Source organism: Butyricicoccus sp. AM27-36 (genome assembly GCF_003480945.1).
GTDB lineage: Bacteria > Bacillota > Clostridia > Oscillospirales > Butyricicoccaceae > Agathobaculum > Agathobaculum butyriciproducens.
On record NZ_QUJR01000009.1, the window covers coordinates 75,064 to 95,714 of the forward strand.

Annotated in this window: 11 protein-coding genes and 1 pseudogene; 4 read left to right on the plus strand and 8 right to left on the minus strand. The window is 50.8% G+C overall.

All coding sequences use genetic code 11. The features are described from left to right. Positions 1 to 156 precede the first annotated feature (156 nt). Positions 157 to 2,718 carry an S-layer homology domain-containing protein gene (locus DW724_RS12175; RefSeq protein ID WP_118761671.1) on the minus strand — a complete coding sequence of 854 codons (2,562 nt, stop codon included), beginning with the start codon at positions 2,716 to 2,718 and terminating at the stop codon, positions 157 to 159. Between the two features lie 440 nt (positions 2,719 to 3,158). Here DW724_RS12175 and DW724_RS12180 point away from each other — a divergent pair, with 440 nt between their 5' ends. After that, a complete protein-coding gene (locus DW724_RS12180; protein ID WP_118761672.1) occupies positions 3,159 to 5,582 on the plus strand; it encodes an S-layer homology domain-containing protein in 2,424 nt (807 codons plus the stop codon). A gap of 67 nt (positions 5,583 to 5,649) precedes the next feature. On the opposite strand, the gene DW724_RS12185 is transcribed toward DW724_RS12180, so the two are convergent. Both DW724_RS12185 and DW724_RS12190 read right to left on the minus strand, forming a co-directional pair. Further along, positions 5,650 to 6,360, minus strand: coding sequence for a hypothetical protein (locus DW724_RS12185; protein ID WP_118761673.1), 711 nt, complete (start codon positions 6,358 to 6,360; stop codon positions 5,650 to 5,652). Between the two features lie 180 nt (positions 6,361 to 6,540). Next, positions 6,541 to 9,213, minus strand: a complete 2,673-nt coding sequence (locus tag DW724_RS12190) for an S-layer homology domain-containing protein (RefSeq protein ID WP_118761674.1) — start codon at positions 9,211 to 9,213, stop codon at positions 6,541 to 6,543. Positions 9,214 to 9,493: 280 nt separating this feature from the next. Between DW724_RS12190 and DW724_RS12195 the strand changes: the two genes are divergently transcribed. Then, complete coding sequence (locus tag DW724_RS12195; RefSeq protein ID WP_118761675.1) at positions 9,494 to 12,055, plus strand: S-layer homology domain-containing protein; 2,562 nt, start codon at positions 9,494 to 9,496, stop codon at positions 12,053 to 12,055. A 74-nt stretch (positions 12,056 to 12,129) separates the two neighbouring features. On the opposite strand, the gene DW724_RS12200 is transcribed toward DW724_RS12195, so the two are convergent. From DW724_RS12200 to DW724_RS12215, 4 genes and pseudogenes are all read right to left on the minus strand, one after another. Beyond that, positions 12,130 to 12,840, minus strand: coding sequence for a hypothetical protein (locus tag DW724_RS12200; protein ID WP_118761676.1), 711 nt, complete (start codon positions 12,838 to 12,840; stop codon positions 12,130 to 12,132). Between the two features lie 172 nt (positions 12,841 to 13,012). Continuing rightward, positions 13,013 to 15,838, minus strand: coding sequence for an S-layer homology domain-containing protein (locus DW724_RS12205; RefSeq protein WP_158580325.1), 2,826 nt, complete (start codon positions 15,836 to 15,838; stop codon positions 13,013 to 13,015). A 427-nt stretch (positions 15,839 to 16,265) separates the two neighbouring features. Continuing rightward, a pseudogene (locus tag DW724_RS12210) lies at positions 16,266 to 17,504 on the minus strand (IS256 family transposase). Positions 17,505 to 17,552: 48 nt separating this feature from the next. After that, positions 17,553 to 17,792, minus strand: a complete 240-nt coding sequence (locus tag DW724_RS12215) for an S-layer homology domain-containing protein (protein ID WP_118761678.1) — start codon at positions 17,790 to 17,792, stop codon at positions 17,553 to 17,555. A 419-nt stretch (positions 17,793 to 18,211) separates the two neighbouring features. Between DW724_RS12215 and DW724_RS15650 the strand changes: the two genes are divergently transcribed. Together DW724_RS15650 and DW724_RS12220 are read left to right on the plus strand one after the other, a co-directional pair. Then, on the plus strand, positions 18,212 to 18,349 hold the full coding sequence (locus DW724_RS15650) for a hypothetical protein (protein WP_158578358.1): 138 nt from the start codon (positions 18,212 to 18,214) through the stop codon (positions 18,347 to 18,349). 15 nt (positions 18,350 to 18,364) lie between these two features. Continuing rightward, the gene (locus DW724_RS12220) at positions 18,365 to 18,958 is read left to right on the plus strand and encodes a stalk domain-containing protein (protein ID WP_118761679.1); all 594 of its coding nucleotides are present in this window, start codon (positions 18,365 to 18,367) and stop codon (positions 18,956 to 18,958) included. A 44-nt stretch (positions 18,959 to 19,002) separates the two neighbouring features. Here DW724_RS12220 and DW724_RS12225 read toward each other — a convergent pair whose 3' ends face one another. Beyond that, positions 19,003 to 20,376, minus strand: coding sequence for an S-layer homology domain-containing protein (locus tag DW724_RS12225; RefSeq protein ID WP_118761680.1), 1,374 nt, complete (start codon positions 20,374 to 20,376; stop codon positions 19,003 to 19,005). Positions 20,377 to 20,651 lie beyond the last annotated feature (275 nt).

Consider the following 20,651-nt stretch of genomic DNA (forward strand, 5'->3'; position numbering starts at 1 on the left):
TGCGGTTGGGGTGTGATAGGGAATAGGGGCGGCCTGCGGCACGGCGCAGAGCGGCGGCAGACCGCTAGTGGGTGAGGGGGTAAGAAAACCCCCGAGGAGATTTTCCTCGGGGGTTTTGATTTTGCCGATTAGGCGAATGTAATCAACAGGGGTTGATTAGTTCGGGTAAACGTCGGTATCCAGCTCATTGGTAACGTCAACAACCAGAACGTCCAGAGTCTTGCCGTCCTTAGAGTAGAACATTACGTTGTTCTTGTAGCTGGTAACGTTGCCAGTGCTATCGTAGTTCTCGATAGCGGTCTGGAGAGAGCCATCAGCAACACCGGTCTGAGCGTCGGTATCAACGAACAGTACCATGGTATCGTTCTTGTCGATCTCACGAGCGATGGTCTGGCCAGCAGCGACAGAGCCATTGCGAGCGATGGTTACGTTGCCGTCCTTGCCATTGCTATCCCATGCGAAGCCAGTCAGAGCACCCTTATTCAGGTTAGTCTTGTATACGTAGGTGTCGCAATCAGCGTAGCCGTCGGAATCCAGAGTATACTCAACAACAGTGCCCTCTGCGTAAGCAGAACCAGCGGACTGCTTAACCTTCAGAGTGGTTGCCGCGGTGCCGTTCCAAACGTTGTACTCAACGTACTCGTTGTTGTTAGCATCCTTAGCGTTGTTCTCAACACCGAAGATGTAAGCGTAGGTCTTGTCAGCGGAAGACGGATTCTTGTTGGTGTTTACAAATGCAACCTTAGCGTATGCGTAACCGTCAGAATCATCGGTCAGCATATCACCGGAGAAGATGTTCTTGTCGCTCCAGTTCTTCATGTTGTCGCCGGTAACTACCTTGTAGTCATCAGAACCATACTTAACAAATACGGTAGCGGAAGCGTTGATGTAAGACAGAGTAGACTTGTCAGCCTTCTTGATCTTGCCATCGTCCACATAGCTGTTTGCCGGAATTGCGGTGTGGTGATCGTAACCAGCATACTTGCTGTTAATCTGTGCAATCTGATCCAGCTCGTACTTGCTGCCAGACTGAGAGTAGGTTACCAGAGTCGGGATAACATCGCCCGAGTTATTCTTCAGGCCGGATACCAGCGCACCGTTAGAAAGGATATCAGACTTATCCTCATCAATGTCAACAGTCTTGCGGGTGCCATCCGGGAAGAGCATATCAGCCTGCCACTTCTTGCCAACGCCAGAAGTCTTAGCTGCATCGATCATCAGAGCAACGTCGGTAGAACCAATCTTGTAATCGTCAACGTATACAACGTAGCCGCTCTTGATTACTACAGTAACAGTGTTGCTCAGCGCAATCTTAGAAGCATCGCCAGAAGCCAGTGCAGAAGTGTACCAGTTGTTGTCGATGCGGATGTCATTCTTGTTATCGCGGGTAGAAGTGATCTTACCCTCAACAACGTCAGCCTTAACAGCGTCCAGCTTGGAGTTTACCTTGCTGTTGGTGATGATAACGTAGTCGTCCTTCTTCAGGCCGGAAACGTCAGAGTTGCAGGAATCCTTGTCCAGCTTGGAATAGCCAGAGAAGTTGGCAACGCCGAAGCCTGCCTTGTAAACAACGTTTACGTAATCCTTGCCAACGTAGGAAACCTTACCAACCATGTACTTGGTAACGTCCATGCTGATAACCTTGTCGTCATCATTCAGAACGGTCTTAACGTCAGCTGCCTTAGTTGCTGCAGTTGCGTCAGTTACATACCTGGTGATGGTCTTCTGAGTAGCGGTGTTATCCTCAGTTACCTTAGCTTCCTGGTCGTTACCAGTGGTTACACCCTGATTCAGGATGGTGTACTTGGTGCCATCAAACTTCAGCTTGCCGCCGTTGATTGCGTAATCGTTGACAACGCCGTTCAGAACGGAGCTGTCGTCGGTTACGAATACGCCGTAAACTTCGTCAGAAGCCTTGAACAGAACCTTAACAACACGGTTGGTCAGAGCAGAGTAGTCCTTAGCAACCTTGGTGAAAGAAGAAACATAGTCACCCTTGTACTTGTCAGAGTCCTTCTGGTTAGCCGTGGTCATGGTCAGGGTCAGCTTGTAGGTGTCCTTGTTGGACTCCTTAACAACACCGTTCAGAGTGCCAATAGAAGTCTTCAGACCCATGTACTTCTCGCCAACAGTCTTGTTGTCAGCGCCGGTATAGGTCTCGTTGGTGTAAACGCCATCACGAAGAACAACGGTCGGAGCAAAAATGGTGTTGTAGATCAGCTGTGCAGCGTACTGACGCGGGCAAGCGGAAGTGAAGGAAGTGTTAACGTCCTCCAGCAGGCCGTTCTCGTCAGCCAGTGCGTTGGTCTTGGATGCCCAGCCGGTACCTACCAGACCAGCCTTCTGAGCGTCGTAACCCAGGGTTACGAGCAGCATCTTAGCAGCTTCCTGAGCGCTTACCTTTTCGTTCGGAACGAACTTGGTGTTGCTCTTACCAGCAATGATGCCCAGGGACTGGCAGTACTTGATGTAGCCGCGTGCCCAGTGGGAACCAATGTCGGTGAAAGAGGTCTTGTCATCGTTGTACGCAGAAGCGTCAGAATTACCGGTGCGCAGAACGTAGATCATCTTCGCCATCTCCGCACGGGTTACGGTACCGTTCGGCTTGAAAGAGCCATCGTCGTAGCCGTTAACTACGCCCAGCGATACCAGAGTGTCCACAACTTCGGTGTCAACCTTAATGTCGGCCGAATCCGTGAACGCTGCACCAGCAAACATGGTGAATGCACAAGCAAACGCCAGTACCAGTGCAAGAACCTTTTTGAGATTCGCAGGAAAATCGCAAAATATACACTTAGATTAGGAATCTGCAGGATATCCGATGTTTTATGAACTTTTTTATGCTTTGTATGCCTCGGAGGAAGATACAATAAATGGATATTTTACATTTTAAGCGCAGACAGATGGATGATATAATTCGTAAAATTTATAATCTGATTTTTGTTCAATCTGCCAAAAATAAATTTTGAAACAGATGTCCTAAAAATGCTCGTAGCATCCATATAATGGTATTCAAGAAGAAGTGCATAAAGTCTAAAATAGTTCAATAAATCCACGAATATATTCCGAATTCACGAGTTATACCATGGTTTCTAGATTTTCACGCGAATCTCAAAAAGGTTCTTGCACTGGTACTGGCGTTTGCTTGCGCATTCACCATGTTTGCTGGTGCAGCGTTCACAGATCAGGCCGACATCAAGGCTTCTGAGGCTGTGGACACTCTGGTTGCTCTGGGCGTAGTAAATGGCTACGATGATGGCTCTTTCAAGCCCAACGGCACCGTAACCCGTGCGGAGATGGCGAAGATGATCTACGTTCTGCGCACTGGTAATTCTGACGCTTCTGCGTACAACGACGACAAGACCTCTTTCACCGACATTGGCTCCCACTGGGCTCGCGGCTACATCAAGTACTGCCAGTCTCTGGGTATCATTGCTGGTAAGAGCAACACCAAGTTCTGCCCGAACGACAAGGTAACCGCTCAGGAAGCAGCTAAGATGCTGCTCGTAACCCTCGGCTACAACGCTGAGAAGGCTGGCCTGACCGGTACTAACTGGGCATCCAAGACCAACGCACTGGCTGACGAGAACGGTCTGCTGGAGGACGTTAACACTTCCTTCACTTCCGCTTGCCCGCGTCAGTACGCTGCACAGCTGATCTACAATGCTATCGATGCTCCTACCGTAGTTCTGCGTGATGGCGAGTACACCAACAAGACCCTGATGGGTAACGAAGATCTGCAGACCGTAGGCGAAAAGTACATGGGTCTGAACACCGCTAAGGGTGTTGTAACCGCTGTTGATCACAACAACAAGGGCTACACCATGACCGTAACCACCGCTTACAAGGCTAACCCGTTCACCGACGCTGCTGCTGACAAGAAGGAAGTTACCCTGACCAGCATTGACTTTGACCCGACCAATTTCGTTGGTTCTTACGTTAAGGCAATGTACAAGAAGACTGACAAGGTTTACGGCGTATCCGTTGATTCCAAGCAGACCTGCGCTTCTGTTGTAACCGACCTCGGCGACATCGACCTGAACAAGGACGAGTACAAGCTGAACGGCGTTACCTTCAAGACCAAGGCTGCTGACTTCGGTGCAATCAAGGTTGTTGATACTCTGGGCGCTAAACTCGGCGACACTATCAATACTCTGGACAATGTAACTGCTGTATCCAAGGCTTCTGACGTTGCTCTGATCGACTATGATGGCGATGAGAAGATCGACGTTGCAGTTGTAACTCCGGTTGTATTCGGCAAGCTGACCTACCTCGGCTCCTCCAAGCTGACCGTTAACGGCGGCGTTCTGTCCAACGTTTCCAAGGATGACTGCGTTCTGTACGACGGTGCTGCAAAGGATGACTTCGTAGCAGTTGTTAAGGACACCTACGTTGCTGATGACAAGAACGTAATCACCAAGCTGGATAAGACTTCCGGCAAGGTTGAGGCTAAGAAGGATACCGATAAGTTCCGTGTAAACGGCACCTGGTACACCAAGCTGGTTGGCGGCACCTACGAAGTAGGCACCACCGATGGCGATTACTACATCTACAATGGCTACATTGTAAAGGACGATGCAAAGTCCGGCTCTATCGCTGATACGGCATACGTTATCAAGGTTGGCTCTTCGTTCGACGTTGATGGTAACAATCAGGTCAAGGTAATGGTTAACGGCGAGACTAAGGTTGTAAGTGCAGATCTGACTAAGGGTAACATTGCTGCTGGCGATGAGGACGTACTGTGCAAGTACGAAATCGATGATGGCGTATACAAGTTCACTAAGATTACGAACACTGCTACCGCACCGTCCGGTTTCACTTATGGCACTGTTGCATCTTACAAGGACAAGAAGCTGTATTCCGATGCAAGCGCAAGCAGCACTTCCTACATTCTGGATTCTAACGCTGTTGTATACGTAAAGTATAAGGACGACAAGTACTCCATCCTGACCGGCAAGGACGTAGCTGGCTGGGGCGACAAGCTTAAGACTCTTACTGGCGTAGTTCTGACCAAGAATAAGGACGGCATGACCGTTGTTAAGGGCGCTGCTCTGAATCTGGGTGCTAATGCAATTCCGGCTTCTACCGCTACCTACGGTGTTATCACCAGCGACATTGTATCCGCTAAGGATAACAAGGCTGAGTTCACCATCTGGAATGGCACCGAGTACATCGATGTTGTTACCAAGAGCAATGTAACTGGTCTGAACAAGTTTGACCTGGTTGAGTATCAGGCAAACACCGATGACACCTATGATATCACTCAGAAGAAGGCTGCTTCTGCCAAGCAGGCAATCGTTGGTTACAGCAAGACCTCCGGTGATATCAGATTCGCTGATTCCGATGGTACCAGCAATGAAGCTAACAAGGTTGTTGTTAAGGATACTCAGGTTATCTTCGTTAACACCGATAAGGATGTAAACGCTAAGGATGCAGGCATCAACGGCGAGGAGATCGCTGTATCTGATAAGCCGGTTTCTACCTACAATACCAATGTTATCTGGTACGACGATGACACTTCCGATACCGATCTGACCGTTCTGGTTATCGATACCGTTAATACCGAGTACGCTGCTTCTTAATCTGCATACGCAGTTTTGAACAGTAACAAAACCCCCGAGGAAATTTTCCTCGGGGGTTTTCCCATTTTCACGCAAAAACGGCAAACGAATACTTATATCCGCTCAAATTGAGTGCACAGTTGCGGCTGTTGAGCACCTGAAAGCCGTCAGCGGTGACGCCGAGGCCGACGCTATCGCCGTACATCAGCGGCACGTTCTCGGACGCCAAACCGCCGTAAATGGCGCTGCTGTAGCCGGTATAGCACCCCTCGCGGAACACGAGCACGGCCTTGGGGTGGTAGCCAAGGCTGATGGTACGTTTTTCGGTTCCATCGCCGGTATAAGTGCCAAAATGGCACGCGGTTTTAACCGTAAGCGTGGTTTTTACGGTGTTCATGTCACTTTGCAGGTCGGTGTCCGCCGCGGTGCGCGCGTTGGTTTCGGACTCGGCGGCGTGCTCAATCGCGGTCAGGCGGTTGCGCACGTCCTGCGCCAGCTTGTCGCCGTCCACGCAGCCGCTCGGCAGCTTGCCTACGGACGCGTCGCGCACCTGTTTCTGCACGTTTTCGATCGCGTCCTGAACGGTCTGCGCCGGCACGCCCGCACTCGCGGTGTAGCCCAGTTTGGCCGCCGCCGAGAACTCACCCAGCGCGTCGCACAGCCGGTTCAGCGCCTGCCGCAGCTCCTCCGGCGAGGAGTCAAAGTACGTTTTCAGCTCCGCCGCCTGCATGTTCGGCTGGTCGGGCAGGTCTGCCAACCGTTTCGTGAACGCGCCCTGCCGATACGATTCAAATCCCATAAATATACCTCCTGTTCGGCGTCTCGCTGTTTGTTTGAGGTATAGAATAGCCGATTTTTCCGAAATTGCAAGAAAAACTTTTGGTTTTTTGCGAATTTTTTCGGGAAAAGGGAAAACCCCCGAGGAAATTTTCCTCGGGGGTTTTGATTTTGCAGTCACATAACCGCGACAGTCAGAAACTTACTTAGCGTAAATGTTCTGGGTGTCAACGATGATGATCTTAACATTGCTGTTAGCGTCTGCGTAGTAAGCAACGTTAGCCAGCTTCTGAGCAGCATTGTTTTCAGCAGCCTTCTGGAACTCGCCGTTAGCAGTGCCGCGAGCATTGTCCGTGTCTACGAACAGAACTACGGAATCGTGATCATCGTTGCTGATGTTCAGAGTGAATGCAGTCTGAGTTGCAACGTAATCATCAGTGTAACCAGCAGTGGTGCTCTTAGCAGCGGTAAAGCCAACCAGAGTGCCCTCAATGTCGGTAGCATTGTAATCGAAACCGGTTACAACACCGCGGGTCAGAGCGTAGGTGTCATTATCGCCTGCAGTGCCAGCGTAATCCAGCTTGTAGGTCTTGTTGATGTCATGGGTGCCATCGGAGTTAGCAGAGTACTCTACAACATCGCCCTCAGCCAGAGCGTCGCCGTCCTCAACCTTCAGGGTGATCTCCTCAGTACCGTTCCAAACCTTGGTGGTGGTGTAATCGGTATCATTCTCAGTTACAGAACGAGAGCTTTCCAGAACATAGCCATAAGTCATGTCCTTGCCACCGCTCATGCTGGAAGAGCCAAGGTCAACGTACATAGTCTTAGCATACTGCATACCATTGGACTTCTTGGACAGAACCTGCGCGGAGGTAAATACCTTGCTGTCGCTCCAGTTCTTCAGAGCAGAACCGGTGATAACAGAGTACTTGGTATCACTACCACTGGTGTAACGAACAAATACCGTTGCATCGTTGTTGATGTAAGTGATGTCAGCAGCAACCCAATTAGAGCCACTCTGCTTCTGGAGCTTGTCGCTCTTTACACGCTTAGCATCAGTCTTGTAATCATCGTAACCGCTGATTACACCGGAAACCTTAGTCAGCTCGTACTTCTCGCCGGACTTCTTGTAGGAAACCAGAACCGGAGTGTTGTACGGCAGAGTCTCGCCACCAACATTAGCGAACATCTTGGTGTCCTTGATGGTAACGGTCTTGTCAGAGCCGTCAGCAAAGATCAGGCGGCCTTCGATGTCATCATCGTTAGCAGAGGTCTTCTGAACAGCCTTAACCAGCAGAGCAACGTCCTTAGAACCAGCATCGTTGTCATCAACATAAACAACGTAACCGTTCTTTACTACTACTGCTACTTCGTCCTTCAGTTCAACCTTTTCGTTGCCTACATAGTCAACCTGAGTCTGGTCCGGAGCAGCCTTCATGGTCGCAGCCATAGCCATCTCGTACCAGTTGCCGCCAACCATAATGCTGTAATCGTCAGCAGTGATTGCATTCTTGGTAGAGGTTACCTTGCCTTCAACAACATCCAGCTTCTCAACAACCTGCTTGTCATCGGAGAAGTTGTCTGCGTTGTAGATTGCAATGTAATCGTCCTTCTTCAGGTCGGACGGATAGTTAGAAGAATCGGTGTCGATCTTATCAAAGTTCGGACCAGCCTTCTTAGTTGCGTTAATGTAATCCTTGCCAACATAAGTAACCTGTGCGATGGTTACAGTCTTAACATTCAGCTGAACAATCTTGTTGTCCTTGCTGCGGGTAGAAGCAGAGTAAACCTTGGACAGACCCTTAGCAGCATCAACGTATGCAACAATATTGTTAGCGTTGGTATCGCTAGTCTTAGAGCCATCAACCTTAACAATGTTGGTATCGTCATCGCCGGTCTTACCAACAGAGTACTTGGAACCGTTGAACTTCAGCTTAGCATCGGACTTCTCGAAGTCGCCCAGAATGCCGGTCAGAACGTCGGAATCCTCGGTAGCGAATACGCCGTAAACGTCGTCCTTAGCCTTGTACAGAACCTTAACTTCCTGATCAAGCAGGTCGTTGTAGTCCTTCTTAACCTTGGTAAAGGAAGTTACCAGCGGCTTGGTGCTATCATCATCAGTGTTATCGGTCTCACCGATGGTCAGCTTGTAGGTATCCTTGCCGGACTCCTTGGAAACGGTGTCCAGAGTACCAACAGTGGTCTTCAGACCCATGTACTTCTCGCCAACAGTCTTGTTGTCGTGACCAGCGTAATTCTCGTTAGTGTAAACGTCGTCACGCAGAACAACGGTCGGAGCGAAAATGGTGTTGTAGATCAGCTGTGCAGCATACTGACGCGGGCAAGCACCAGTGAAGGAAGTGTTAACGTCCTCCAGCAGGCCGTTCTCGTCAGCCAGTGCGTTGGTCTTGGATGCCCAACCGGAACCTACCAGACCAGCCTTCTTAGCATCATAACCCAGGGTTACCAGCAGCATCTTAGCAGCTTCCTGAGTGGTTACGTTGCCGTTCGGGTCGAACTTGGTAGCGCTCTTACCAGCAATAATGTTCAGAGACTGGCAGTACTTGATGTAGCCAGCAGCCCAGTGACCATTGATGTCGGTGAAGGTGGTCTTGTCGTTGTTGTACGCAGAAGCGTCAGAGTTACCGGTGCGCAGAACGTAAATCATCTTTGCCATCTGAGCACGGGTTACAGTACCGTTCGGCTGGAAGGAGCCGTTTTCGAAACCTTCGATTACGCCCAGCGATACCAGAGTGTCCACGACTTCAGAATCGACCTTAATGTCGGCCTGATCCGTGAACGCTGCACCAGCAAACATGGTGAATGCGCAAGCAAACGCCAGTACCAGTGCAAGAACCTTTTTGAGATTCTTCATAGGGGTTTTCCTCCTTAAAATTTTTTGTACGAGTTCTCACTCGTCGTTAAGTATATTACCATAGTCAAACCCATGGGTCAAGCGAAGTTCGCAATCCGTAACATGAGTGTAACATTACTTGTAATATTACGCCGCCTGGCTTTGGGCCAGATCGCAAACCGGCTCTGTACAACGCGGGTTATACCTTATATAATGTAGGTGCTTGTTTGGGATTGGCAGGCAGCATCCATAAAATGCAACTCATTTAGCGAAAGCGCTCCCGCGAAATGTTACATATTGGATGGGATTTTTGAAATTCCACCCGTCTTTTTCGGGTAAACGCGACTCCGGAGAGAATCTCAAAAAGGTTCTTGCACTGGTACTGGCGTTTGCTTGCGCATTCACCATGTTTGCTGGTGCAGCGTTCACGGATTCGGCTGACATTAAGGTTAAGTCCGAAGTTGTGAACACTCTGGTATCGTTGGGCGTAGTTAACGGCTACGACGATGGCTCTTTCAAGCCGAACGGTACCGTAACCCGTGCGGAGATGGCGAAGATGATCTACGTTCTGCGCACCGGTAATTCTGACGCTTCTGCGTACAACGACGACAAGACCTCGTTCACCGACATTGGCTCCCACTGGGCTCGCGGCTACATCAAGTACTGCCAGTCTCTGGGCATCATTGCTGGTAAGAGCAACACCAAGTTCGTTCCGAACGAAAAGGTAAGCGCTCAGGAAGCTGCTAAGATGCTGCTCGTAACCCTGGGTTACAACGCTCAGAAGGCTGGTCTGGTAGGCACCGGTTGGGCATCCAAGACCAATGCACTGGCTGACGAGAATGGTCTGCTGAAGGACGTAACCACTTCCTTTACCGCAGCTTGCCCGCGTCAGTACGCTGCACAGCTGATCTACAACGCAATCTTTGCTCCGACTGTTGTATGGCGTGATGACGCTTACACCAACAAGACTCTGATGGGCAACGAAGATCTGCCGACTGTTGGCGAAAAGTTCATGGGCCTGAAGAACCCGAAGGGCATCCTGACTTCCGTTAAGTACGACGACAACGACAAGACCTACACCACCGTTATTGATGGTGATGATGATCTGTCCTTCGACGCTACCGCTGATTACTCTGCACTGATGGGTCAGCAGGTTAAGGCGCTGTACAAGGAAGGCAAGAACGGCGACGATGACACCCTGTACGGTATCTATGCTACCGACAAGAACAAGACCGTTACCACCCTGGTTGACGACATCGACAAGTACGACGGCGGCTTCAAGGTAAACGGCAAGGAATACGACTTTGCCGACGATGTAAGCTTTGTTGCTCCGAACGGCAAGCAGCTGACTTATGTTAACGACAAGGACAAAACTGTTAACGTTACCAAGTATAGCGAGCTGGCAGCTTACCACACCGTAACCTTCGTTGATAACAACAACGATAAGAAGTACGAGTACGCTGTATGCGACCCGTTCACCGTTGCTAAGGTTGACTCTCTGACCGCTAAGAAGGCTTACTTCGAAGATGCTCTGAAGGACACTATTACCACTTCGGTAGACCGTGACGATCTGGACGCTTACGACAAGATTGCTAAGGACGACTACGTTGTTCTGACTAACAAGGATTACTCTGTTTCCGGCAACACCGTTGCTGTAAAGGCTGACGAGGTTTCCGGCAAGGTTGCAGGCACCAAGACTGACAAGTCCATCAAGGTTGACGGCAACTGGTACAAGCAGGCTGCTGCAACGGTTGATGCACCGGATTCCGGCGACACCCTGAAGTACGCTATCGTTAAGAGCGGCTTCTACTTCGCTACCGACTGCAAGAACGGTTCCACCGATAAGCTGGCACTGGTTCTGAAGGTTTCTAAGGATTCCGACTTTGACGGCGACTACTACGACGTTAAGGTACTTCTGTCTGACGGTACTACCAAGGTTTCCAAGGGTTATGTAAAGGCTGGTTCTTCTAAGAATAAGCCGGATGTGGGTACTCTGTACACCTACACCACCAACAACACCGGTTATGTTCTGGAAGATATCTCCGATGGTGATGATATCGGCATGGATACCGATGTTATCGATGGCGGTACCTATGATCCGAAGACCAACAAGGTAACGGCTACCGTAGGCAGTGCAAAGACTCGCCTGGCTGCTGACGCTAAGGTATTCGTAATGTACGGAACCAATAAGGGCAAGGTTGTTACCGGCGCTGCTGCTGATAAGTGGTCTGATGGCAGCTACACTGTAACCAAGGCTTATACCGATACTACCGTTAAGGTAATGGTTGTTAGCAACGCTAAGAACCCGAGCATTAGCGACGATTCTCTGTACGGCGTAATTCTGTCCGAGCCTTACTCCGACAAGAATGCAGACGATGAGGATATCGTTGTTATCGACAAGTTCCTGACCGAGAACGGCATCGTAACCGATCTGAAGATCGATGTTGACGACTTTGCAATGTCCACTCTTAAGAAGAACATGCTGGTAAGCTACCAGATGGACGGCAAGGACTATGTTAAGTTTAACACCGTTGCTGATGGTGCAACCGCTGCTGTAGGCGCAATCACCGACGTTGATGGCGATTATGTAACTGTTCTGACCGATAATGGCACGGTAGATCTGAAGGTTGACAAGTCTGACAGCCACATCCTGTACGTTGATACCGACGCAGAGGATGCAGCTTCCGGTTCCATCAAGAAGGCAACCAAGAAGGATAAGAACACATACTACGCAAACATCATGGTTATCTACAAGACTACTGCTGAGAACGACGAGTCTCACATCATCTGGGGTGCAGCAATCGATTCTGCAAACCAGCTGCAGGATAGCAATGATGAGGATGTTACCGTAACCATCCACTAATTGTTAATTAAACTGTATATAGTTTGTTAGCAGTAACAAAACCCCCGAGAGAAATCTCGGGGGTTTTCCCATTTTCACGCAAAAACGGCAAACGAGTACTTATACCCGTTCAGATTGAGGGCGCAGTTGCGGCTATTGAGCACCTGAAAGCCGTCGTCGGTGACGCCAAGGCCGACGCTATCGCCGTACATCAGCGGCACGTCCTCGGACGCAAGGCCGCCGTAAATGGCGCTGCTGTAGCCGGTGTAGCAGCCGTCGCGGAACACGAGCACGGCCTTGGGATGATACCCAAGCGTGATAGTACGTTTTTCGGTTCCATCGCCGGTATAAGTGCCAAAATTGCACGCAGTTTTAACCGTAAGTGTGGTTTTGACGGTGTTCATGTCGGTTTGCATGGCGCTGTCCGCCGCGGTGCGCGCGTTGGTTTCGGACTCGGCGGCGTGCTCGATCGCGGTAAGGCGGTTGCGCACGTCCTGCGCCAGCTTGTCGCCGTCCACACAGCCGCTCGGCAGCTTGCCAACCGACGCGTCGCGCACCTGTTTCTGCACGTTTTCGATTGCGTCCTGAACGGTCTGCGCCGGCACGCCCGCACTCGCGGTGTAACCCAGTTTAGCCGCCGCCGAGAACTCGCCCAGCGCGTCGCACAGCCGGTTCAGCGCCTGCCGCAGCTCCTCCGGCGACGAGTCGAAGTACGTTTTCAGCTCCGCCGCCTGCATGTTCGGCTGGTCGGGCAGGTCTGCTAACCGTCTTGTGAACGTGCCCTGTCGATACGATTCAAATCCCATAAATATACCTCCTGTTCGGCGTTTCGCCGTTTGTTTGAGGTATAGAATAGCCGATTTTTCCGAAATTGCAAGAAAAACTTTTATATTTCTTCGGATTTTTTCGGGGAAAGGGAAAACCCCCGAGGAAATTTCCTCGGGGGTTTTGTTATGCCGTTAACCGGAAATCAATTCATTAAGCCTGTACAGCAGCAGTAATAGTTACGTTTGCAGCGGGCATAGTGAAGGTTGCGGTTGCGGTATCAGTGGTAGCTGCGTTCTTCTTCAGGGTTACGGTGCGGGTGATAACCTCGCCGCCGTTAGCCGGAGTGATGGTGATGTTAATGGTAACATCCTTAGCAGCAGTCAGAGTAGCAGCCGGAGCAGCAGTCAGGGTGATGATATCGCCCTTCTTGATGCCGGTGTTCTTGTTCGGAGTGATGGTAACATTGTGGGAAGAACCATCAACATTGTTTACCGTAACAGAAGAAGTAGCGGTGTAGGTCGGAGCTGCAACATCAGCTTCCTTATCATCGCTGTCAGCCTGATACAGCTGGTTGTTTACGTCAACGAACAGTACGTCGAAGTACTTCTTGCCAGCGGTGAAGGAGTAAACAACGTTCTTTGCGTAAGAACCGTCAGCCTTCTCGTCAGCTACTACGATAGAGCCGTTAGCGCCCTTAACATTCTTGGTGTCAACGTAGATAACGGTGGTATCGTCCTTATCAACCTTATCAACGGAAGCAGCTGCCGGATCAGCCAGCTTGATGTACTTATCGTTGTCATACTCGGTGATTGCGCTCTTGTTGGTGATCGCAGTTACGTTCTTGACCTTCACGCCATTCTCGAAGGTGTCCTCATCAACCTTGTAGGAGATGAACTCGCCCTTGGATGCAACGATAGAAGAGGACTTCTCGTAACCGGTTACGGTCTCAGAGCCATTCCAGAACTTGTAAACAACGTAGTTGTCAGAGCCGATCTTGGTGGTGTAGGACTTCTCGGTTACATAGCCGTACTTCACGTCGCTGGAAGCCGGAGAATCGGTAGAAGCAACGATGCAGGCAACCTTAACGTAGTTAACGCCGTTCTCCTTGGAGATCAGAGCCATGCCCTTAGTACCAAACTTGTCGGAGGAATCATCGCCCCAAGCCTTAACCTGCTTGCCGGTCTTAACGGTAGCGTCCTTATCAGAGGAGTTGCCAACGAATACGATTGCGTCATCAGCAAACTTGTAGGAAGCAGCGTCGCCAGTAGTAACGAACTTAGCAGCGGTGTAAGTATCGCCATCGGTGTTCTCAGCATACAGGTCGTAGCTTACGATGTTGGAAGCGGATACGGTCTTCAGCTCGTAGTCGCTGCCGTCCATCTCGTAGGTGTACAGCTTGCCTTCAACATTTGCGGCACCGGTAGTAACTGCGCCGCTAGTAACTGCGTCAGCGCCATTGATCTTAGAAACTACAACATTAGCGGTAGTGCCGTCAGCCTTGTAGATCTTAGCGTCAGCCTTCTTGTCTGCACCCAGACCAGTCTTAGCAACGATCTCAGCAACGTAGATTACGTCGTCGGAGGAGCCGGTCTTGGTCTTGTTAGCGTTGTACAGGTAACCGCCCATGATAGCGAAATCGTAGGTGGAATCCAGCTCAACGTTGTCGCCGGTCATAGCGTCAGCCTTGGTGTACCAGGTACCGCCAACCTGAACGTCAGAACCGCGAACGCCGGTAACCTTACCGGAAACGATGTCAGCCTTAACGATGTTTACCTTGCCATCCTTGGTGGTAGCGTTAGAGTAAACAACAGCAAAGTCATTCTTCTTGATGCCTTCGTAGATGTTCTCGTCGTCAAAGTCGTAAGAGCCCTGACCGGAGATGGTTACGGAATCCGAACCAACGAAGGTAACCTTAGCAACTGCCTGCGGCTTGGTAACAACGATTACATCCAGCTTGTCATCATCGTCGTTGTCGATCAGGGTAACGGTAGAAGCAGCGTTGCCGGTGATCTTGGACTGAACAGAAGCGAATGCAGTGTTGTTCTCGGAAACAAGGGTGTCAGCAGTAGTAGCAGTGGTGTAAGAACCCTTCAGGTCGTACTTCTCGCCGTTAACCTTCAGCTTCTTGTTGCTGTCGGTCAGGTCGATGTCGCCCAGAGTGGTAACAACAGTGTTGTTCTTGTCGGTAGCAAATACACCGTATACATCGTCGGTGTCCTTGTACATTACCTTAACTGCCTGACCAAGCAGAGCAGTGTAGTCGCCCTTAACCTTGGTGAAGGTCTTGTCAACAGTGTAATCGTACTTGCCGTTGGAATCAGCAACGTTGACTGCCAGGCTGTCTTCCTTGGAAGTCTTCTGAGCGTTGATACCGGTCTTGCCGGAAGCAACCAGAATACCCTTCTGGGTCTTCAGGCCCATGTACTTCTCGCCGATGGTCGGGTTGTAGTCGTTGCCAATACCGGTAACCAGCTTCATGTTGGTGTACTCGCCATCGCGCAGAACTACGGTGTAAGCATCGATTGCATTGTAGATCAGCTGTGCAGCGTACTGACGCGGGCAAGCGGAAGTGAAGGAAGTGTTAACGTCCTCCAGCAGGCCGTTCTCGTCAGCCAGTGCGTTGGTCTTGGATGCCCAACCGGTGCCTACCAGACCAGCCTTCTGAGCGTTGTAACCCAGGGTTACGAGCAGCATCTTAGCTGCTTCCTGAGCGCTTACCTTTTCGTTCGGAACGAACTTGGTGTTGCTCTTACCAGCAATGATGCCCAGAGACTGGCAGTACTTGATGTAGCCGCGTGCCCAGTGGGAGCCAATGTCGGTGAAAGAGGTCTTGTCATCGTTATACGCCGAAGCGTCAGAGTTACCGGTGCGCAGAACGTAGATCATCTTCGCCATCTCCGCACGGGTTACGGTACCGTTCGGCTTGAAAGAGCCATCGTCGTAGCCGTTAACTACGCCCAGCGATACCAGAGTGTCCACAACTTCGGTGTCAACCTTAATGTCAGCCGAATCCGTGAACGCTGCACCAGCAAACATGGTGAATGCGCAAGCAAACGCCAGTACCAGTGCAAGAACCTTTTTGAGATTCGCGGGAAAATCGCAAAAAGACTTTAAACACCTGAAAATGCCGGAAAATAGACGGTGCATGCAACAATTTCGCAAAAACAAAACCGCTGCAAACATCCACAAACTGGATATCTGCGGCGGAATATGTACCGAAAAATCAACAGAAAAAATTTTAATATTGCTTCACAGCCTGAAACCGCCCATTGGGACTATCCCGAATTCTGTGTAACCGCCAAAATGCGGTGTAAAATAGAACTTATATTTCAAGGCGGGAGCGGCGTTGGCTGCGCCCGCCTTGTCTACAACATAACGCCAACAGGGGCGGAAGTCAAGGGGCACCCTCGTTCATTGGAGCCTCGCCGGCGGCGTAGCGCCCCTTGCCCTTTGAGCCGGGTTGTTAATCAGGCATCCGATCCTCGAAGTAGATTGCCAGCTGGGTATGAATCATGCTCCAGTCCTGTCTGCGGCCGGTCCACTTTTTCGTGATGTCGATCATCGCCAGATACAGCATTTTGAAAAGGCTGTCATCGGTCGGAAACACGGATTTCGACTCGGTTACCTTCCTGAGCTGACGGTTAAAGCCTTCGATAGTGTTGGTTGTATAGATCAGCCGCCGAAGTTCTTGAGGAAACTTAAAATAAGTGCTGAGATTTGCCCAGTTATCCCTCCACGACTGAGAAATCTTGGGGTATTTCTTGTCCCAGTGTTTTGCAAACGTGTCTAACGCGTCCAAAGCAGCCGATTCATCCACCGCTGCGTAGACTGCTTTCAAGTCAGCCATAAGCGCCTTCAAATCCTTGTAGGAGACATATTTGCTGGAATTTCGAAGCTGATGGATGATGCAGTTCTGGATTTCCGTCTTGGGATAGACCGCCTCGATCGCCGCAGAAAAACCGGTCAAATTATCCGTACAGGCAATGAAAATATCCTCGACGCCCCGATTTTTCAGGCTGCTCAGTACGGTAGCCCAGAATTTCGCACTTTCGTTCTCGCCAACCCACATTCCCAGAACATCCTTCCGACCATCAAGATCAATACCGATGGCGATATAGACGGCCTTCTTTACGATCTGGCCTTCACTGCGGACATGGTAGTGAATCGCATCCAGAAAAACAACTGCATAGACCGATTCCAGAGGCCTCTGCTGTCACTCTTTCGCTGCGGGAGGGATTTTATCTGTGATACGGCTTACGGTCGTATCACAGACATCTACGCCGTAGATATCCTGAATATGCGCTTCAATGTCACCGGTGGTCATGCCTTTGGCATACATGGACAGAATCTTCTCCTCGATGTCCTGGCTGATGCTGGTCTGACTTTTCCGCAGCACCTTGGGGTCAAATTCGCTCTTGCGATCCCGCGGCACAGATACCTCTACATCACCCAAACGGGCGCGCAGGGTTTTGCTGCTGTGCCCGTTCCGGCTGTTATCCGTGTCCTTGTTCTTGTAGTCATACCGGCTGTAGCCCAGCTGATCGTCCAGCTCGGCTTCCAGACCGTTTTCCATGAACTCCGCGATAGTGTCTTTGAACAGTTCCTGAATGTCATCCATGCTGCCTACATTCGCCAGCTGCAGCAGCTCACGAATTTTTTCGCGACGTGTGTTTTCTTCTGGGGTTCTTTTCCTTCTTGCCATTGTGATTACCTCCGTCATCCTGCTTCTATTCTACACCTTGTTGGAGGTCTACACAAAGTTTGGGATGGAGTCCGCCCGTTCCACCGTTACAACAGCCTGCTCTTGCGTATACCCATCCTTAGGACGGAACCGGTTATTCTCCTTGCCCGGCATAATGCCGATCTCGCGCATCGCATACACGCTGCTGCGTGCCCAATCGCCAAGCTGGGTATCATCGGCGTTTGGTTTATCGCTTGCAGCACCGACTCCCGCCGCCATGCTGCCCGCAATCAGCGCGGCTGCACACAAATAACGCCGTTTTTCATAAAAAATATCTCCTGCCTGTGAAGTTCTTCACTTACTATAACCGTTAGACGGGGGAAGTGTGACAAAGTTCTCTCAAAAAACCTATTTTCGTGTCACAGTTGACAGGGGCAGAAGGGTTATATACTATATATAGTATATAAATTCATTTGGCAAGGGGATAGGGAACATGAAAAAACGAATGGTTATGCTGTCCGCGCTCGTGCTGTGCGGCTGTATGCTGATGCAGATACCGCATCGCTCGGCATCGTCACCGGCTGCGAGAATGGCACGTTTCAGCTGACGCGCGAGCTTTCGCATTAGGAGGCAGCAGTGATTCTGCACCGACTGTACAACGTGCTGTACGGCACGGTTCCGAGCGAAAATTCTGCGAAAATCTATGCCGACAACGGCAGTATCGGCCTTTGGACGAAGAATTCGGTTTACCGATGCAGCAGGGCGGCATCCTGCAGGGCAAGAGCGGTAGCAAATTCTGCCCGAAGGATGGCTGCACCATCGAGCAGACGCTCGTCATTATGCTGCGCATGACGCAGAAGGCGTAATCAGGGAGGAAAATCATGCGTATTGTGAAAAAATACTGGCTGCCGCTGTTGGCGCTTGTGCTTGCGATTGGACTGGCGGCCTGGCGAATCGGCTATCTGGAGCGGACGAACACGTCGCTCAGCATAGAAATCGGCAGCAGGGAAGCCCTGCAGAACGGAGAGCCGATCACGCTGGAGAATCCGGTTGTTCTGTACAAAAACGAGCCATATATCCCACTTTACGAGGTTGTAGAGCGTCTCGGCGGTACGACAGACGGCAAAACCTACACACTGCACGGTGCTGAGACCGCTGTCTCCGGCGTGGAACGAAGTGGTGTACTGTACACACCGTTTTCGTACCTGTGGGACAGTCATATTCCGCAGATACGGTGGGATAAGAGCCGTAATCGCGTTATCATCACCGAGGCACCGGATGAAATTCCACTGACCCGCCGGTGGCTGTTCTGGCGGCACAAAACCGTGCGCGGACTGCGTGTCGGAGACAGCGAAGCACGGTTCCTCGATCTGTACGGCTCACTTGACGCACGGGACGAAACGATGGTGGACCTGCTGCATGTCACCATCGAAAACGGCATCGTAACCGAGATTTTCATGGGACGTTATGAGTAAGCAAAAGGACTTCGTCAAAACGAAGTCCTTTTTGATATGGCTGGTTATTTGATGATTTGATACATGCGCTCGATGGTCACAATGGACTGCTCTGCGGTGTAGCCGTCGGTTGGGCAGAACCGATTATTTTCCTTGCCCTGCATGATGCCGGTCTGGCGCATGGCGTAAACGCTGCCGCGTGCCCAGTCCCCAAGCTGTGCATCATCGGCGTAGGCAGGGTCGGCAATCAACTCGGTCTGGCCGCCGAGTGCTGCGTACAGGCGGTCGAGCATGGTGGCCGCCTCCTGGCGGGAGATGGTCTTGTACGGACGGAAGGTGCCGTCCTCGTAGCCGGTGACAATGCCGAGTACGGCGGCATTGTTCACGTTCGGGTCGTCCCTGCAATCGGTGAACTTGGTTTCCAGAGCCGGAATCTCCTTGTTGGGATAAATCTTGTTGTACAGGTTCATCGCCAGCTTGGTGAAGTTTTCGCGGGTAATGTCCAGCTTGGGATAGGAGAACGACTCGGTGAGACCGTGCTCTTCTGCGGCAGCTACTTCGGTCTTGGCCCAGCTGCTGTACTCCTTGACGTTTGCGGGCAGCAGGGTTTCGCCGCCCTTGCCATCCAGCAGATAAGATTTTGTGCCTCTGCTGCGTGTGCCGATAAAGTGCTGATCGTACCAGAAAATCTGGTTAAAATCATGCTTGCCGACAAATTTTCCGGTTTTCGGGTCGAACAGACCGCAGGTGCCGTTGCCGTCCGCGCCTGCCTTGCCAACACGTTCCCACTTAGTGCTTCCAGTCTTGGCGATGAAGAAATCAGCGTACCAGTCCGGTACCATGTCGATGTCGTCGAGAATGATGTTCATGTCTTTGTCGGCCAGAGCAAAGAAGGTGACATCTTCAATCAGTGTAGCCGGACCATCGGCAGAATGCGAATCATATACTGGCTTTTTCACATTTTTGTAGAGTATGAACACATTGCTGTTCGGCTCATACGTTGCAAGCTCATAACCGGACGGCAGCTTCATCGGCGTCAGCTTGCCGGTTTCATCGGCGAACCAGTAGCTGGGGTGATGATCCGCATCGTACTGGCTAACCAGTGTTTCCGTGCCGCCAAGCGGAATATAATAATCGTACTCCACCGGAACGACCAGCTTGCCGGTCGATTTGTCCAGAATACCATACTTGTGTGTGCTGTCAGCTGTTAGGTTAACCAAATACTGTTTCGTGTTGAGGTTCGAGAGGATGATTTCGCAGTTTTCGTCGGAAAAGTCGAATGTTTTCAACTGACCGTAATCCTTGATCTCCTGCTGAACCTTAGTCATAGCCGATTGCAGCGTATCCTGTGCCGAACTGGACAGTTCCGCCGCCTGCGCCGAGAACAGCAATGCACCGCTCACCACAACACCGAGTAACGCCTTCTGAAACCGTTTCATATTTTTTCCTTCTTTTCACTGTTAATGCTTATACTCTCTATCCTGTATATGACAATGACAAATTCCATCGCCAGCACGGCCGCTGCTGCGGTGGGGGGAATTGCCATATATTAGCTTAGACGTTTGTTCCGTATGGTTTGTTCCGCATGTTTCAAAAATTTTTTCTCTGACATCGAATTGGTACGTCAAATGCATAGCCGGAACGGCATGGAACGCGTACCGTATGCTCATTTCTGCACAGGAGAACTGTTATATTTATTGTATAGCTTTTTCCG

Coding starts and splice junctions, on each gene's coding strand:
- DW724_RS12175 (WP_118761671.1), bottom strand. CDS start 2,718: ATGTTTGCTGGTGCAGCGTTCACGGATTCGGCCGACATTAAGGTTGAC.
- DW724_RS12180 (WP_118761672.1), top strand. CDS start 3,159: ATGTTTGCTGGTGCAGCGTTCACAGATCAGGCCGACATCAAGGCTTCT.
- DW724_RS12185 (WP_118761673.1), bottom strand. CDS start 6,360: ATGGGATTTGAATCGTATCGGCAGGGCGCGTTCACGAAACGGTTGGCA.
- DW724_RS12190 (WP_118761674.1), bottom strand. CDS start 9,213: ATGAAGAATCTCAAAAAGGTTCTTGCACTGGTACTGGCGTTTGCTTGC.
- DW724_RS12195 (WP_118761675.1), top strand. CDS start 9,494: ATGGGATTTTTGAAATTCCACCCGTCTTTTTCGGGTAAACGCGACTCC.
- DW724_RS12200 (WP_118761676.1), bottom strand. CDS start 12,840: ATGGGATTTGAATCGTATCGACAGGGCACGTTCACAAGACGGTTAGCA.
- DW724_RS12205 (WP_158580325.1), bottom strand. CDS start 15,838: ATGTTTGCTGGTGCAGCGTTCACGGATTCGGCTGACATTAAGGTTGAC.
- DW724_RS12220 (WP_118761679.1), top strand. CDS start 18,365: ATGCGTATTGTGAAAAAATACTGGCTGCCGCTGTTGGCGCTTGTGCTT.
- DW724_RS12225 (WP_118761680.1), bottom strand. CDS start 20,376: ATGAAACGGTTTCAGAAGGCGTTACTCGGTGTTGTGGTGAGCGGTGCA.